This window comes from Bacillus sp. FSL K6-6540, assembly GCF_038007545.1.
The window spans coordinates 2,891,200-2,907,282 of record NZ_JBBOXH010000001.1 but is presented as its reverse complement, the minus strand read 5'-3'; the positions used below and the strand labels follow the sequence as shown (position 1 = coordinate 2,907,282).

At 47.6% G+C, this 16,083-nt stretch carries 14 protein-coding genes and 1 other annotated feature; of the genes, 3 read left to right on the top strand and 11 right to left on the bottom strand.

Going from position 1 to position 16,083, the window contains the following annotated elements; genetic code table 11:
- Positions 1 to 179 precede the first annotated feature (179 nt).
- The 4 genes from MHH82_RS13020 to xerA form a co-directional block, all read right to left on the bottom strand.
- On the bottom strand, positions 180 to 620 hold the full coding sequence (locus MHH82_RS13020) for a pentapeptide repeat-containing protein (protein WP_340966016.1): 441 nt from the start codon (positions 618 to 620) through the stop codon (positions 180 to 182).
- Positions 621 to 901: 281 nt separating this feature from the next.
- A complete protein-coding gene (locus MHH82_RS13015) occupies positions 902 to 1,702 on the bottom strand; it encodes a hypothetical protein (RefSeq protein WP_340966014.1) in 801 nt (266 codons plus the stop codon).
- Positions 1,703 to 1,941: 239 nt separating this feature from the next.
- Positions 1,942 to 2,463: a GNAT family N-acetyltransferase gene (locus MHH82_RS13010; RefSeq protein WP_340969933.1), complete on the bottom strand. Its 522-nt coding sequence runs from the start codon at positions 2,461 to 2,463 to the stop codon at positions 1,942 to 1,944.
- A gap of 112 nt (positions 2,464 to 2,575) precedes the next feature.
- On the bottom strand, positions 2,576 to 3,703 hold the full coding sequence (gene xerA / locus MHH82_RS13005) for a site-specific tyrosine recombinase/integron integrase (protein WP_340966012.1): 1,128 nt from the start codon (positions 3,701 to 3,703) through the stop codon (positions 2,576 to 2,578).
- Positions 3,704 to 4,534: 831 nt separating this feature from the next.
- Between xerA and mraY the strand changes: the two genes are divergently transcribed.
- Positions 4,535 to 5,485: a phospho-N-acetylmuramoyl-pentapeptide-transferase gene (gene mraY / locus MHH82_RS13000; protein ID WP_187293014.1), complete on the top strand. Its 951-nt coding sequence runs from the start codon at positions 4,535 to 4,537 to the stop codon at positions 5,483 to 5,485.
- Between the two features lie 90 nt (positions 5,486 to 5,575).
- Here the strand turns inward: mraY and MHH82_RS12995 are convergent, their stop codons facing one another.
- Entirely contained in the window at positions 5,576 to 6,520 is a 945-nt protein-coding gene (locus MHH82_RS12995) for an aminoglycoside phosphotransferase family protein (protein ID WP_340966010.1), read from the bottom strand.
- Between the two features lie 151 nt (positions 6,521 to 6,671).
- A complete protein-coding gene (locus MHH82_RS12990; protein WP_009589457.1) occupies positions 6,672 to 6,986 on the bottom strand; it encodes a DUF1904 family protein in 315 nt (104 codons plus the stop codon).
- Between the two features lie 239 nt (positions 6,987 to 7,225).
- Here MHH82_RS12990 and MHH82_RS12985 point away from each other — a divergent pair, with 239 nt between their 5' ends.
- Positions 7,226 to 8,137 (top strand): aminoglycoside phosphotransferase family protein, encoded by a 912-nt coding sequence (locus tag MHH82_RS12985; protein WP_340966006.1) that lies wholly within the window; start codon positions 7,226 to 7,228, stop codon positions 8,135 to 8,137.
- A gap of 93 nt (positions 8,138 to 8,230) precedes the next feature.
- On the opposite strand, the gene MHH82_RS12980 is transcribed toward MHH82_RS12985, so the two are convergent.
- On the bottom strand, positions 8,231 to 8,632 hold the full coding sequence (locus tag MHH82_RS12980; protein ID WP_036665256.1) for a hypothetical protein: 402 nt from the start codon (positions 8,630 to 8,632) through the stop codon (positions 8,231 to 8,233).
- A gap of 193 nt (positions 8,633 to 8,825) precedes the next feature.
- On the opposite strand from MHH82_RS12980, the gene MHH82_RS12975 reads away from it, so the two are divergent.
- The gene (locus MHH82_RS12975; RefSeq protein ID WP_251494784.1) at positions 8,826 to 10,046 is read left to right on the top strand and encodes an RNA polymerase sigma factor; all 1,221 of its coding nucleotides are present in this window, start codon (positions 8,826 to 8,828) and stop codon (positions 10,044 to 10,046) included.
- A 75-nt stretch (positions 10,047 to 10,121) separates the two neighbouring features.
- Here MHH82_RS12975 and MHH82_RS12970 read toward each other — a convergent pair whose 3' ends face one another.
- The 4 genes from MHH82_RS12970 to nirB form a co-directional block, all read right to left on the bottom strand.
- A complete protein-coding gene (locus MHH82_RS12970; RefSeq protein WP_340966003.1) occupies positions 10,122 to 10,919 on the bottom strand; it encodes a protein phosphatase 2C domain-containing protein in 798 nt (265 codons plus the stop codon).
- Complete coding sequence (locus MHH82_RS12965) at positions 10,916 to 11,383, bottom strand: HIT family protein (RefSeq protein WP_340966001.1); 468 nt, start codon at positions 11,381 to 11,383, stop codon at positions 10,916 to 10,918. Before MHH82_RS12965 ends, MHH82_RS12970 begins: the two co-directional genes overlap by 4 nt.
- Before the next feature lie 43 nt (positions 11,384 to 11,426).
- Positions 11,427 to 11,649: a binding site (T-box leader), on the bottom strand.
- A gap of 76 nt (positions 11,650 to 11,725) precedes the next feature.
- On the bottom strand, positions 11,726 to 13,846 hold the full coding sequence (nasC, locus tag MHH82_RS12960) for an assimilatory nitrate reductase catalytic subunit NasC (protein ID WP_251494777.1): 2,121 nt from the start codon (positions 13,844 to 13,846) through the stop codon (positions 11,726 to 11,728).
- 30 nt (positions 13,847 to 13,876) lie between these two features.
- Complete coding sequence (gene nirB, locus MHH82_RS12955) at positions 13,877 to 16,030, bottom strand: nitrite reductase large subunit NirB (RefSeq protein ID WP_251494774.1); 2,154 nt, start codon at positions 16,028 to 16,030, stop codon at positions 13,877 to 13,879.
- Between the last annotated feature and the right edge of the window lie 53 nt (positions 16,031 to 16,083).

Genomic DNA, 16,083 nt, shown 5'->3' with positions numbered 1-16,083 from the left:
TAAGCTGCCCCGGCGATCCAGCGAAGCGATCGCCACGCCGGGTCGTCAGACTTAGCCTCGCAGGAGTTGTCTGCTGAATCCGCTTCCCGAAATGCCTCTGCAGACCAAGGGCGTCAGCCCGCCGCGTGAATACGGTGTTATACGATGCCAGTGTCATCTTCGAATTACACCCAAATTCCTTATTGCTTCTTTAATAATTCTTCAATCAATATGCCATTAATTTTTAGACCTTTAATATCACAATCTATAATTTCCATATTCGTTAGATTACATTGTTTGAATACAATCGGTTTGTAGTCTCCGTCCGGTTGATAATTTCCGTCTCCTTCTGAAGGCAATACAATATTAGTAAATTCTGTTCCAAACAAGTGAACATGGTCAATATTCATATTACTCATGTTAGCGTTTTGAATAGAGGTCTTGGACAAATTTATATTCGTCACTTTCCATTCAGATGCATTTACATCATTTAGAGTCATTTCACTCATATTCGCATTATTTACACTGGATTTCGTCAAATTGACATTATCAAAATCTAATTCTTGTGCGTTTACTTTTTTAAAAGTGGAGCCAGAGAGATTTTTCATTTCGAGTTCCAGCTTGTTTGTTTCTAATTGCATATACATTCTCCTCTTCTTTGTTAGGTTTATATGTAGTTCATGTTGGTTTTAAATTAGAATTGCACTGGTTTCGTATAACGTTATTGTATTCACGACGTCCCAGCACCTTAAAGGAGCGAAGCGACTGGCCGCGATGCGGTTAGGTGGTGCGGATGTGTCCGGCTGAGTCTACTTCCCTGCTTCTGAATTGCCTCTTCGAACCACATCTAACTTCTGCCGGACCGAGGGCGAATGCCCGATGCGTGATTATCGTGTTATCAGATGTTGCATACTCCAGTGAATTACTCAAAAATTTCAATATTCTTTTCTTTAATCTCTTTGAACATTTCCTTATATTCTTGTTTTAAGATCAGGTTATCTACCAGATAATTTAAGAAGCCAGTTGATGAGAACTTTTTCTTCATGTAACCATCTTCCGTCATAATTTGAAATCCGTACTTTTGCTTCATCTGCTTGTAATTCTTTTCTGTTAGCAATGATTTATCAAATAACCATTTGTACTTAATTGTTTCAAGTGCCTCCGCTTCATCTGCGCAAATATATAGTAACAAGGCCCAAGTGAGTAAATATATTTTATTAGCCATTAAGTCGTTTTGATTTTCCTTGTCATATATACTAGTTTTTATTACAAGATGATGTAAATCTTCAAGCAGATTCAATAGAAACAGCAATTCGCTGATTTTACTCATAAATCCAGATCCATCAAATGAATATTTTGATTTCTTCACATCAAAAAATGCTTTTTTTATTCTAGGAGAAGCAAACATTAAATTTGCTTCAACATGATTGAAAATCTTATCATATATTGCTGCCTCATCAACATCTGAGTTTATATCATGACCTCTTCTAAAGTGTGTACATATATCAATAAAGGCATAAATTTCAAATATAATTGGTGAGTATAACTTATAATAAATTTCGCTTAATTGTTTTGTTCGTTCTCTCTTTAGTGTCAATTTATGAGACAAGTACTGAGCTACAATTGCTCCAATAAATGCCCCTAAAATAGCTGTTGACGAAGTAATTAAAGCAGGCTTGTATGCGTCTGGTAATGAATCAATTATGTCTATTAGTGTTTTCATGATTTGCCCTCTACTTTTTATTCTACTTTTTATTTTTCATGCAATTTCTGATAACGTTCCCGTATTCACGATGTCTCACCGACTTAAGGCTCCGTCAGGAGCCGGCCGCGATGCGGTTAGTCGTTGCAGATGTGTCCGCTGAATCTGCTTCAGTGCCGATCGCATCTTGCGGACCGAGGGCCGTCAGGCCCGAAGCGTGAATATATTGTTAGCTGAAGTATCCCTGGAATACCCTCACATTAGTTCTTCTCATATAAATTTATCTTCCATCCATTTCTCCAATTTAAGAATCTAATATGTTTATACCCTATATCAAGATAATACTGATTTAATCTAACATTCTCGGCCATACAATCAAGTCTTATCTGGTTTTTACCTTTATCTCTAATATATTGTTCAGCCCAATTTATTAATTGTTTACCTATTCTATTCCCGGTATGAATTCTACTTACCGCAAACCTATGTATGTATCTTGAATCTTTATCATCAAGTTCTTCCCATAGAATTGGATCTGACCAACAGATATATAATGTTCCTACAACTTCTCCGTTAAATCGTGCTAAAAATAATTCAAACCCGTTATTGAAGCATTCACAAACTTGATTAATATTGAAATGATCCGGATTCCATTGATTAATACATTTAGATTGGATCCATCTTGCAGAGTCTTTCCAAAGATCAAGTATGATTTGACTATCGGCTTCAATTGCCCGTTGCACATCAATTTTGATGTTTTCATTAACTTCCTTCAATGATTTCACCCCAAAGTAATAGAGCATCGTATTTCAGCTAACGTCTTTTTCACGAACTTCGCAAAAATATCATCTCTGGAGGTGTTTACGAAGTTCGTGAACACTCCTTCACCAATCATGTTTACGATTTCTCTTCCGGAATCTCCTCTTCCAATTGATCTAACGGACTTTTGATCCTTCTTATGTCCTTCACACTCACATGGGTGTACCTTTCGGTGGTGCGTACACTTTGATGACCGAGCAACTCTTGAATGAAGCGAATGTCAATTCCACCTTCCAACAAGTGGGTAGCGAATGAATGGCGTAAGGCGTGAATACTAACCTTTTTCTGGATTCCAGAGGCAGTACGTGCTTGTTCGAACACTTTTTGAACCGTTCGTTCAGTTATATGGCGCTCTGAGTGTTGACCTGGGAACATCCATTTCTCGGGCTTTTCTTGTTGTAAATACGGTTGAACAATATCCATAGCTGTATCGGATAATAGCGTAAGACGATCCTTTCGACCTTTTCCTTGAGAAACTCGAAGCGTTTTTCGCTCGAAGTCAATGTCTTGAGTTTTCAACCGGACCACTTCGCCTACCCGTAATCCTGAGGAATAGGTAAGGTATAGGATCGCACGATGTTTTAAATTATGGAGTGCTTTTAAGATCAACATCACTTCTTTCATCGATAACACATTCGGCAACTTCTTTTCTTTCTTAGGGCGAACATAAGAGACTGTTTCCTCATGCAATAGTACTTTTTGAGCATAGAATTTGATCGCGCTGAGCGCTTGATTAACATAGGAATGAGAACATTTCCTATGAAGTAAGTGCAAGGAATAACTCTGAATCATGTTCTCGTGACCCAACCCATAATTTTGCTGTTGTACAAAAGTGTGAAATCGATGGACTTGACTACAATAAGCTTTTATCGTTTTTTTACTGTAACCTCGAAGCTGCATTGCATGAACGAAAGACCTTTTTATCGACTCATCCCATAAATAGATTGGAATGCGTTCCTGCATGTAAACTTCATTGTTAAACAAGCTGCACTCTTTCATCAACATGCTATCAACATGAATCATCGTTCCTTCAAAAAGTGTATACAACTGTCGAATGGATTCGAGTGTAAATGGAATCATCCAGACCTTTTTATCACTGACCCATTTCCTTCCTGGAATTTCTCGAATCTTCATCACCATTTGTTCATCATACTTAAAACGAACATACAAGGAATTTCCATCATTCCGAGACAACCATATACTCACATTCCCACCCTCCCATTATAGCAGCAACCTAATTATTGGAAAGCAAAAAGAGCTCACAATCGCCGTAATCGACGTTGTAAGCTCCCGATACTTTCGGTGCTATATCCTTTATAATCTAACCGCATCCAAATCAGTAATATCGTTTAGGGATTTAAAATTCTTATAGCGATTAAATTGATTAAACCATAATCAAGGTAGTCATGGCTACCTCATTTCTCACCGGAATTAGATCCAACAGAAATGTCTTCCCGACTCGATTCCATATCCATTACGAATTTACGTGCCGAGGCACAAGTGACACGGCCTACCTTTACAAACATTTTAGTAGCGTTGCCGAGTTAATGGAGGTCATGTCCAAGGAGAGGATGGAAGATTTGGAACGCTGCATCGTGATCGAGAAAAAAATTTCCCTTCAAGAGGTGGATTATGTGGAACTACCCTCCAATATGGTAGCGCTATTCAACCGTGTGCTGGAGAATCGGCAGTTCTACGAAGCCTTCATTTTAATCCATCCGGACACGCCATTCACGCGTCATTTCAAAGCCACGCTATACCATTTCGTTAAGGTTGGCTCGAAGCTTCCATTGAGACAGGCGCTGAGATCAGCGTCCCGTTCGACGTGGGGATCAACTTTATCATGGGTGCGTTTCACGAGACCATCTTGTGGTGAATGTTGGAGGGGTATCCCTACACTCCACGGGACATGACGGCCATGGTATGACGCTTGTCCATTAACGGCCCTTATCAATTATATAAATCAGAAGGAATATTTGTCCATTCCATCGAAATACAATGAACTAACGGAAATTGATAGAAAGTGATGTGTATGAGATGAATGGAATTCTGGGTGTATCCGGACTATCGTTCTTGCTGGTGACGCTATTTACGCCGCTGCTCATCTGGGGTTTGCGCACCTTAAAGCTTACGCAGCCGATCCGGACCGAGCTGCCTCCCGATCATCAGGCCAAACGCGGGACGCCGTTAATGGCTGGCCTTATTTTGTTGATTGGCATTGGGATGTCGCTGCAGTTTCAGCCTACGCCGCTGACCGTTTTTTTATGTTCCACCTTTCTTCTGTTCAGCTCGATCGGGTTTATGGACGACTTCAAAAAAGCGGCGTGGCAGGACCCGTCCGGAATTTCCGGCCGAACGAAGCTTGTGCTTCAATTCCTGTTTACCGGGGCATTATTGTATGTCCTGTTCCAGTCCTTCTCGCTGACAAGTGATATCGCGCTCTTCAACGGGTTCCAGCTTCACCTGCCGATCAGCGTCTACATCGTCATCATGCTGCTGTTCATTGTAGGCTCGGCGAATGCCATCAACTTTACCGATGGTTTGGACGGACTGTTGATCAATGTGGCCATTCCGACCTACTTTTTCTTCTTCCTGATCTCCGACAAACCGGAGGTTCAGATGTTCTCGCTGGTCATGATCGGCTGTCTGCTGGGCTTGCTGCTCTACAACATTCATCCGGCCCGGGCTTTTATGGGTGATACGGGATCCCTCGCTATCGGCGGTTCCCTTTCATTCCTTGCGGTGATCGAGAAGGTCGAAATTCTGATTCCCCTGCTGTTCCTTATCTATTTGGCGGAGCAGCTTTCGGTTATCCTGCAGGTATGGTATTACAAACGGACCAAGCTGCGCCTGTTCCGGATGGCCCCGATCCATTTCCACTTCAGTCTCAAGTACGGCTGGAGCGAGAATAAAATCGTGATGATCTTCGGTTTTGTCTCCTGGTTTATGGCTCTGCTCTGTTGGGTGCTGGCAAAATACGTCATGTGAACCATTCCAATGGACAAGCCATGCAAGAGCCTCCTGGTAGATGCCCCGAACTCTGCCAGGAGGCTTTTACATTTTGAAACCCAACGCTGATTAGGATTTAGACATCGTGATCTCTTCAAGCTCTTTCTTCAGGCTGTTAAGCGTGGACGCGCGTTCTTCGTTATTCTGGACATCATATAGCAGCTGCTCCATGAACTCCCAGATATCCTCCAATCTACGTCTGCCTTGATAAGACGTCAGCGCCTCGCTGTTCATCTCGTAATCGCTATGCGTTTCTTTATAAATCCTCATAAATGATTCGAAGTAGGGTTCAGCGACAAAAAACATCATATCCGCTTCGACCGGCGCCAGCTTCAGCCCCTCCCAGTCAATCAATATCAATTGCTGACCATCCGACATCAGATTCCAGGCATGCACGTCGGTGTGGCACAGCGCCAGGCGAAGATCGCGTTTCTTCAGCGCTTCGGACAGCGCTTCCACTTCAAGCATCAAACCCTTCAAGCAGTCGATATGGGGATTCACGACTTCCCCGATGTCATCCGGCTTCCCCGCGTCCAACGCCTTCCTTAGCTGACCAAGAAAAGGCACCGTAAAGCTTTCCGTCATGGCACTTGTCACCAGCGGAAAATCCTCCCCGTAACGATGGAGCTCAGCGATGATCTGTGCCAGTTGTCCCACTTGATTCACTGTCAGTTTGCGGTCTGCGATCGTGTCCCCGTCGATATATTCATACAACAAATAAATGCCTTCGTTATCCTCGCATCGATAACGTTGGTCTGTCGTCAGCATCGGCACCGGAATGCTGCCCTTTAAACGACTATGCTCCTCAAGCCACAGCAGGATCGGAACATAATCGTCAATCAGCGCAGTCCATTTGGGCGTGGAGGCCCGGCTTTTCTCATAGACTTTCAGGAAATAGTTCTGTGCGCCGTTACTCACTTTGTAAGCAATCGCGGCCCAACCGCCCTGCTGGGGTACAATAACGGGATGAGCCAAACCGTAATATTCCTTCAAAATGCCCTGTAGTCGGTCCATCTTTCCTCCTATCTATGCACTTACCATGCTTGGTGATCTCTATGATTTAATCATAACGGTAAGAAGATATGACATAAAGTCCATCATTCATTTTAAGTAAAAAACAAGGATGCTCTTCTAGCATCCTTGTATGCACTCATCATATCTTATTTTATTCTAATGGCCTGCCTTCTTTATAATAGAGATTCCGATTGAGAATCACGAAGAATATATGTACGTTCCGGTACCCGTGCTCCGACAGGATCTCGTGAATGCTGGCTGCAACCGCATCATGGGTCTCCTGAGCCCGCTGGAACATGAGGATTTCGACGGATAACGGCGTATTTGTAATGATCCGATATGGAAGCTGTTCGATTTTCACGATTTCTTTCGGAATTTGAACAATACCGGCGAATGTTTCAACCACGGTTGGCGTTATTTCTTCGAGGAAAACTTCTGAAAATCCTTTAAAACGTAAATATGGCACACTTATCCCTTCATTTCATCGATTTATTGGTCTTCTGGATGTCCGCAAGTGACTTTTATCTCTCTTCTACTATACAATAATGTTATTGTGAAAGGAATCACTATGATGCAGATATCTAAATTGGCCGGTAAAGTTCAATTACAGCTGTCCTTTCCGTTGCCCGTACGATGCGATTTCCGATACACTGAGTAAGTGTTCCGTTTTGTGGAAATTATTCATTCATGGAGGTGAAGACGAATATGGGACAAAATCCATGGGATGCCGAATGGGAAGTGACGGAGCCGTTAGTCCGGCTGCTGCTTAACCGTCAATTTCCCCAGCTGTCCTCATTACCCATCCAAGAGATCGGCAGCGGCTGGGACAATACCGTCTATCGCATCGGCGAAGAGTATGTGTTTCGTTTTCCCAGAAGAGCATTTGCCATCCCTTTACTTCAAACCGAAGCCAAAATCCTGCCCAAGCTGGCGAATTACATAACGTTACCCTATGCGAAGCCCCTCTTCTTCGGAAAAGAGAACGTAGACTATCCCGCGCCTTTTCTGGGGTATACCTACCTTTCCGGAACGTTTCCAATGGGTCTATCAGATGAAGCGCGGATGCAGTCGGCGGCAGCGCTCGCACGCTTTCTGAAGAACCTGCATGCCTTTCCCGTGGAAATGGCGCAGCAAGAAGGTGTCGCCGTGGACCATCGTAATCTGACCGATCTCGCCGGACGCAGGGATAAAATGCTGGACTTCCTATCCCAGCTTACCCCCCATTTCACTCAAGCAGAAATGAAGGAGATCGCCGACTATTTGCACGGCATTTCCTTAGATCGGGTCAAGCAGCGACATATTCTTATTCATGGAGATCTCCATTTCAAAAACATGCTGGTGGACGAAACAGGCAAGCTTTCCGGCATCATCGATTGGGGCGACGTCAGCATCGGGCATCCCGCCTGCGACCTGAGCATTGCTTACAGTTTCTTGCCTCCGGCTTCAAGGGAGGGATTTTTTGAAGCCTATGGCAGCGTGGACGAAGAAACGAAAGTGCTTGCTCGTTTAATCGCCGTTTATATCCCCATGCTCATCTTCATGCAGGCTATCGCCGATAAGGATGAAGCCGTTGCACAGGAAGCCAAATCGATTATGAAGCGTGCCATCTCGATTTGATGCTTCCATGGCAGATTTTGTATCTAATGGCAATAACAAAAAGAAGCTTGAGGGTTCAAGCTTCTTTTTGTTCAATTGGACCTTTGCCCTTGGTTAGATTTTCAACACTCCCATTAATGGCATGATGGCTTTTATCACGTTCATGCCCAGTTTAATATGAGGCACGATCTGTCCCAGGAAGCCGAGAGGGCCTGCAGGCGCAGCCGCCACTCCCTCCTCGGCTCCTTCGGCTGACGGAGCGCTTGGAGGACCGCCAAAGAGGTCGCTTAAAAATCCGGATATTTGCGCTTTGTCTCCGCTTCGGGCAATCGCAGCCGGCATCTTATTGTTGGCTCGGAGCCCTGATAGCGTTACTTCCCCGCCTTGGATCTGATTCAGTTCGCCGACGTAATAGCTGCCGTCCTTCAGAACGACCACGACCGGCTGACCTACCCAATGCTGCGGTGGCATCGGCTTGGAAGCGGATCTGGACTTCCTTGCGCGTTTCGAAGGCATATAAGGATCACCTCGCTTCCCATATCCATGATGATGACATCATATGCACAAAACGCCTTTCTTTCTTGTGCCTTTATAGGATGATGATATAAATGCATAAAAACCTAGATTGCGAGAATATTTCGTTCCACTGTGGCTTTTTGCATACCTCCGGTGTCTAATAAACTGTAAGGTCAAGAGGAGGTTCTTATCCATGTCTAGAGCTCATGACAAACTCCCTGGTTATCCGGATAATCAAGGAACAAAGCGAACATTTGAAGATACGTATGACGAATATCGCCCGAGGATCCGGCATTATCTCGCACTGAAATTGAATCCGACGGCGGCAGATGACTTAACCCAGCAAGTGTTTTTAAAGGCAATGGAGAACCTTGATAAGTTTAACGGAACATCCAGTCTGTTCACTTGGATCTTCAAAATTGCTCAAAACACAGTCAAAAACGAGTATCGAAGTTTAGCGCGAAAGAATGAAAAACCTTATGACTTTACACGTTTTGAATCGCAGTCCATCTCCCTTGATTTTGCAGGTTATGTTGATATTCGAATTGATATCGGAGCAGCGCTTAAGAAGTTAAGTGAACGGGATCAGCAAATCATATCTTTACGATTTTTTGTGGATTGTACGCTGCAGGAAATTTCCCAGATTGTCGGCATGCGCGAGAGTGCGGTGAAAAACCGATTGTATCGGTCCTTAGCGAAGCTGAAGAAAGAATTAAGAGAATGGGGTGACATCACGATTATGTCGATACTCGACTTGATATCCATTGAAAGTAAAAGTGAGGCAAATCATCATCAGAACAAGGTACATCAGGACCTGTTTCAAGAACTCAAGAATAATGTAGAACAGATGGCAGCGAAATATAATCATCAGCCTTCCCGCAAAATCGTTATTGAAATTTATCCCGACCTGCCCACATTCCATCAAGCCGTAGGCGAAAGCGATGCACCTAATTGGTTCATGGGCACGTTCGATAACAACACGTTAAAAATCGTCTCGCCCTTGAACCCGGGACCCGAGCATACTTATCACTCGATCCTCCGGTCCACCCTGCACTTGTATGCCATGTGGTTGATTAGTGATATTAATCCACTGGCACCTAGATGGATCCGTCAGGGCATCGGGGGGTACGAAGCTCAGCAGATGTCGGAAGACTTCATTCGAAGCACGACGACCGAAGCTATTCGTAATCGGGCAATTCCAAGCTTCGAGGATCTGAATGATGATTCCTGGGATTTCGGCAAAACAGGATTTCAGTTTTCATATTTGATCGTTGCGTTCATGATTGAAAAATACGGGTTAGATTCATTGAACCAATTCATTCGCAATCCGGATGATTATTACGGCATCTTCCATCTTTCCAAGGAAGATCTTCATGAACAGTGGGCGAAACATCTCCAGCACCAGCTTAATTAAATCAATGGAAACCCGGTCATTGACCGGGTTTCCTAGCCTTTTTCAATTGAATTCATCATGCCTTGCATGCATTTCCTATCTTGAATCACCGGATGGATAGCTGGGATGATGCCCAAGCTCCACTTGCCATGCAATCATGGTGACGCTGTCCTTGATCCCGCGTTCATGCGACATTTGCATGAAATCCTTCACGCCTTTTTCCAGATCAACGCCACGCAGCTGTTTCATATGTTCCAGAAATAACGGTCCCCATTCTAACGCGCCATCGGTGCTTAATACAATCACGTTTTTCCCAGAGCGCAGCTCTCTTACGCCCGTGGAATAACAAGGGACCTGCTTATCGAAGGTGTTTACCTTCCCTATCCATTCGTAGAAATTCCGTTGATTGAGCAAGGTTTGCCCAAGCGCTGTCAATTCGGGATGAAGAAGATAAAGCAGGCAATCCCCGACGTTAAACCACCACAAGTATTCTTCGCGTCTGCAGCATATGAGACAGGAAGTTTCACCGGCAATTCTCCTGCAATCCTCGCGAAAGCGTTCGGAAGTCAACATGCCCAGCAAATAGTCATGCAGGACTTGAAAGCTCTGCTCGATTGGCTCGCGAAGGATGTCGGCGATCTCGGATGCGGCCCCATCGATATAGGATAAGACGAGCTGGGCGCTCTCATCGGTTTCATGGGCATCCAGCAGCAGGACGAACTCCAAGTCAGATTCCGCATCGATCCAGATATAAGCGCCATCCTCGTTTTTATCCGCCCCGGCTGCCGAGCTGCCGCCATACCGGCCCAGTACCCCATGGGAAACCGCAATCGTCTGCGGATCGTCGAGGAACATGCTGGAGCTGCCGTGCCACTTCACGATATAGGGCCTCATGGAGAAACCTCATCCTGCGCCATATAATGCCTGATTCGCGAACACACTTCTTCGATCTGAGCGGCATCACCTCGGGGAGCTTCCGGCCAGCCGCTGATTCCAAACCCCCAATAAGACGGGGGCGTATTCGGATAACGCGGAATCAGATGGATATGCAGATGAGGGACGTGATCTCCCAGCACGAAGGAGTAGATATGTTCCGCGCCTATGCATGCTTTCAAGGCGCGACTCACCCGGGTCAGCATCCGTCCGACGGCGGCCGACTCATCATCCCGCAGCTCCGCTAATCCCGATACATGCCGCTTGATATCGATCATAATATATCCCAGATAAGCTTCGTTGGAATCGGAAGAAATATGGCCTACGTAGAGCAGCTCATCCTCATAAATCGCTCCCCCCGGAAGCTGGATCTCTCCCCGATGCTTTCGACAGATAAAACAATCGCGCTCTTTCGCGTTAACCATATGAACCCTTCCCTTCGATAAAATATAAAAAGCCCGCCATCCCCTAAGAGACGACAGGCTAACTACCCGCGCGGTACCACTCTACTTGATCCGATCTTCATCAAATCCGCTTGAAGCCCGATTACGAAGGCTAAACGTCAAGGCATACTCCATTTCTGCCTCACCACTCATGGGCGAGCTTCGGAATCCTCATGGACTGCATTTCACCATTGCTGCAGCTCTCTGAACCATGAACGATTTCTACTACTCCCAATCATTGTGTTTGTATATAAAATTGTTCCTATTATAATTTTCCATATTCATCCTGTCAATGGAGAACGAACTTCATTGTTTGCGTCACCATTACCTCAAAGACCGTATCCGGACAGCGGCAGTCTTAAAACCGGGCATCTTGCAGAACGGATCCAGCTCCGGCCGGGTCGCATGATTGACATTCTGCGCGCCGCCCCAATGCATCGGGACGAACAACGTGTCTACTCTTATATGTTCTTTAATCCTGCTGCGTACGGAAAAACGTCCATGCTCCGACACGATTTCTACCCACTCCCCGTCACGGATTCGGTAACGCTGCGCGGTAATCGGGTGGATCTCCACGAAATTTTCAAGCTCGCGTGCAAGCAGGGAAGGACTTCTCCGGGTCTGCACGCCCGTCAAGTAGTGTGACAGAACACGGCCATTGGTCAGAATGAGCGGGTACTCCTCGGATACCCCCACCCATGGATTCCCCGGCGTCACGGAAAACACGGCCTTTCCGTCTGGATGGGCGAACGATTGTCGGAACAGAAGCCCCGTCCCCGATTCTTCTTCAGAGGGACACGGCCAGTATACTCCCTCTTCCCGGCGCAATCGATCATAGGTGATGCCGAAGTAGTCAGCAATGCCGCCTTTGCTTGCAAGCCTCAGCTCACTAAATATCTCTTCAGGCTCGTGAAAGTCAAAATATTCACCCCTGCCCAATCTGTCTGCGATTGCACACAGAATCACCCAGTCATGACGCGCCTCCCCCGGCGCCTGTCGCGCCGCCTTCCGGAGAAGAACCCGCCCCTCCAAATTCGTCAGCGTACCTTCATTTTCCATATAGGAGGTTACCGGCAGGACAAGATCGGCGAATCGGGCCGTTTCGGACATAAACATATCTGCAACCACCAGAAAATCGAGATGGTTCAAGCCTTCCTCCACAAGCCCCGCATTCGGATTCGAAACGACGGGGTTGGACCCCATCACGAAGAGCGACTTAATTTCACCCCTATGAATCAGCTCCATCATCTCGTAGGCAGAGACGCCCTTTCCAGGCAGGCTGGAAGCCTTAACGCCCCACACGGAGGCGACATATGCCCGGTCTTCCTCATTCTCTATCGATCGGTAGCCTGGCAGCTGATCGGCCTTCTGCCCGTGCTCTCTTCCTCCCTGACCATTTCCCTGACCGGTGATCGCCCCGTATCCGCAGCCCTCCCTCCCGATTTTTCCTGTTGCCAAGACCAGATTCAGATAGCGGCGTACCGCAAGATGGCCATCCGTCTGCTGCTCCACCCCTCGGGCCGTCAGCACCATCCCGGTATCGGCCATAGCATAGGAAAAGGCCGCCTCCCGGATCAGCTCCACATTTAATCCGCATAAATCGGCGGCCCGTGACAAATCGAAGCTGTCCAAATAGGTTTTCAGCTCCTCGTACCCCGTAGTTCTTGCTTGAATGAAGCCTTCGTCTAAGAGACCTTCATCCACGATCATCTTCAGCATCGCATCCGCCAGTATGGCATCCGTCCCAGGTCTGATCGCCAAATGCATATCGGCTATAGCGGCCGTGGCCGTTCTGCGCGGATCGATGACGATGATTTTCGCCCCGTTCTCCTTGGCCTGGTTGAAGTAAGGGAGCAGCGTAGGCTGGCATTCCGCTATATTGGTGCCAGCCAGCACGATGCAGTCGGCAAGCGGAATATCGGACAGCCTGAACGTTAGTCCCCTATCGATTCCGAAGGTTTTGCTTCCGGCCGAAGCTGCGGCCGACATGCAGAAACGACCGTTATAATCGATGTACCGGGTACCGAGCGCCACCCTGGCAAATTTCCCGAGCAAATAGGCCGTTTCGTTGGTCAGCGACCCGCCGCCGTATACGGCATGGGCATCGGGACCATATCTCTCGGATATCGCCTGAAATCGATCGCTAATCACGGCTATCGCCTCATCCCAAGAGCAAGGAATGAGTTCGCCGTTTGAACGGATCAGCGGATATTGCAGCCGCTGCGAATGAGCAGCGTGCTGATGCGCATTCATGCCTTTGACGCACACCCTGCCTTCGGAAGCGAGGTTCGGTATCCCCTCCACCTTATACCTGGCCTTGTGTTGTCCCGGGATGCCGTTCTCTTCCACAGCAACCGTCATCTTGCACTGTACGCTGCAGAAAGGACATTGCGTCTCTACCACGGCCGCAGCTCCTCCCGCAGCGGGCGATTCCGAATAAACCATAACTGACACCTCTCCCTATATTTCGCTTGTTTAACCAGCTTGTGTCTTCCATTCCCGCCGAGACAGCTTCTCTGCTAGCTCTCTTTGCAGATCATGGTCCAGAACATGCTCCCGGATCGAAGTCACGCCTGTGCGTTCCACCCATCTCCACAACGGTTCCTCATACAAACCGTTCTGCCGATACCACTGCAAACAAGCGGATACGAGCTGCATTACATCTTCCTCTCGTTCAGCAACGCCGATCAATTGGCCTTCACGGACGGGATGGTCCGCATGACCGCCGAGATAAACCTCCCAGCCTGCGGGGGAAGCAGAAATCCCGATCCCCTGAACCAGTATGCTGACGGACGATGCTAAACGATCGGACACCCCTGCATGTACAGGATAAGGCAGCGATACCTCTTGCCAGCGAAGGCGAAGCCACTCTCCAATGCGCCGAATGCCTGCCGCCTCCATCCTCGAGCCTTCCGTGTCTCCTATCCATACCTGAACGCCTTGGTAGAGTCCATGATCCGCATCGGAGACATCATGCCAAGTCTTCTGAACCGGTTCATCACCGTTTCCTATCCACGTCATTTCAAGGTAATAACGTACGGCTGGCCGGCAGGCCATGCATCCGCCCGGCTTCTTCCAGCCCTGATGGAGCATGAAATCCGATATCGTATGACAGCCTTGACTCACCGCATGGGCAATCGCTTGCTTCAATGAGGAGTGCCCCAGCTTTGTGCATTCACATACGGGAATCTCGTCCGGCGCTATGGCCGCCCTCTGTGAACCCCTCTTTTTGCCGCTTCGCGCATGTTTGACAAGAGCATCCACCATAGGCCGGCAGCCGCCGCACGAACCGGATGCCCTGGTCAGCTGCTTAACTTCATCCGTGCTTTGGAGATTGCGATCGGTAACGGCCTGCATGATCTCCGCTTTGCTCACGCCGTTGCAAGCACACACCGTTTCATGATCCGGAAGCGTCTGTGCAGCTTCTTCCGCCGAGCTTACCATGCCTTCTTGCGGGATAAGCTCTGAGACAGCCGCGCCCTTCTTCACCATGGACAGCAGCGTGGATCCCTCAGTCGTGTCTCCGAACAGAATTGCACCCGTAACCCTGCCTTTGTGCATGATCACTTTTTTGTACGTGCGGCTTACGGCATCGTATTGCTGAATGGCGGTTTCCGCATCGATCCCCGATATCGCGCCGGCCGAAAATACATCCACACCCGAGACTTTAAGCTGGGAGTATGGAATCGAACCGCCATAAGGCTCGGCCTGCCGGCCGCAGATAACCCGGGCAAGCACCTTTCCTTGCTCATACAGGGGAGCGATTAGACCGTAACTAATCCCCCGGTGCTCCGCGCATTCTCCCACCGCATAAATATTCGGCTCACTTGTCCTCATGAAGTCATCCACCAGGATAGCCCGCCCCGTCAGCAGACCGCTTCTCTGGGCCAGCTCCACGTTAGGCCTGATCCCTACGGCAAGCACCACTACATCCGCATCAAGCCGAGTTCCGTCGATAAACCGAAGACCCTGCGCCCTTGTTCGGCCAACGATTCGTGTGGTATCCATCGCCAAGTGGAATCGCATCCCTTGGCTTTCGAGCTCTCGCTGCAGCATATGGGCTGCCGTCCGGTCCAGCTGCCGGTTCATGATATAAGGAGCATTATGAACCACATGGGTTTCCATGCCGAGATGGAGAAGTCCCCGGGCAGCCTCCAACCCCAGCAATCCCCCGCCAATGACGGCCGCTTTTGTGTAGACCTTGGACATTTCGGTCATTTTCATGCAATCGTCCATCGTCCGAAATGAAATGACGCCTTCCTTATCCGTCCCGGGGATAGGTGGAACGAAAGGGGATGAGCCTGTTGCCAGAATTAATGCATCATACCCTTCCCGTTTACCGGAGACCGTCTCGATGCAGCGGGCTTTGACATCGATATGATGAACGGCTTCACCGGTCAATAACCGGATGCCATGCCGCTCATACCAAGACCAGTCGTTCAGGATAATATCCTGGAGGGAATGTTCGCCTTGAAGGACTTTGGACAACAGAATCCGATTATAGTTGGGGCGAGGTTCGGCGCCGAATATCGTAATATCGAAAAGCTCCGGCCCAAGCTGGAGTATTTCCTCTACGCATCGTATCCCTGCCATTCCATTTCCGACAACAATGAGCTTCTTTCTCTTCATGAATTACCTCCACTCCACCCTTGTCACTTTCATGTAAGAAAATACGAAACGCC

What these genes read in the sequence shown, in the direction of transcription:
- MHH82_RS13020 (WP_340966016.1), bottom strand. Translation starts at nt 620, where the DNA reads ATGCAATTAGAAACAAACAAGCTGGAACTCGAAATGAAAAATCTCTCT.
- MHH82_RS13015 (WP_340966014.1), bottom strand. Translation starts at nt 1,702, where the DNA reads ATGAAAACACTAATAGACATAATTGATTCATTACCAGACGCATACAAG.
- mraY (WP_187293014.1), top strand. Translation starts at nt 4,535, where the DNA reads ATGAATGGAATTCTGGGTGTATCCGGACTATCGTTCTTGCTGGTGACG.
- MHH82_RS12995 (WP_340966010.1), bottom strand. Translation starts at nt 6,520, where the DNA reads ATGGACCGACTACAGGGCATTTTGAAGGAATATTACGGTTTGGCTCAT.
- MHH82_RS12985 (WP_340966006.1), top strand. Translation starts at nt 7,226, where the DNA reads ATGGGACAAAATCCATGGGATGCCGAATGGGAAGTGACGGAGCCGTTA.
- MHH82_RS12980 (WP_036665256.1), bottom strand. Translation starts at nt 8,632, where the DNA reads ATGCCTTCGAAACGCGCAAGGAAGTCCAGATCCGCTTCCAAGCCGATG.
- MHH82_RS12975 (WP_251494784.1), top strand. Translation starts at nt 8,826, where the DNA reads ATGTCTAGAGCTCATGACAAACTCCCTGGTTATCCGGATAATCAAGGA.
- MHH82_RS12970 (WP_340966003.1), bottom strand. Translation starts at nt 10,919, where the DNA reads ATGAGGCCCTATATCGTGAAGTGGCACGGCAGCTCCAGCATGTTCCTC.
- MHH82_RS12965 (WP_340966001.1), bottom strand. Translation starts at nt 11,383, where the DNA reads ATGGTTAACGCGAAAGAGCGCGATTGTTTTATCTGTCGAAAGCATCGG.
- nasC (WP_251494777.1), bottom strand. Translation starts at nt 13,846, where the DNA reads ATGGTTTATTCGGAATCGCCCGCTGCGGGAGGAGCTGCGGCCGTGGTA.
- nirB (WP_251494774.1), bottom strand. Translation starts at nt 16,030, where the DNA reads ATGAAGAGAAAGAAGCTCATTGTTGTCGGAAATGGAATGGCAGGGATA.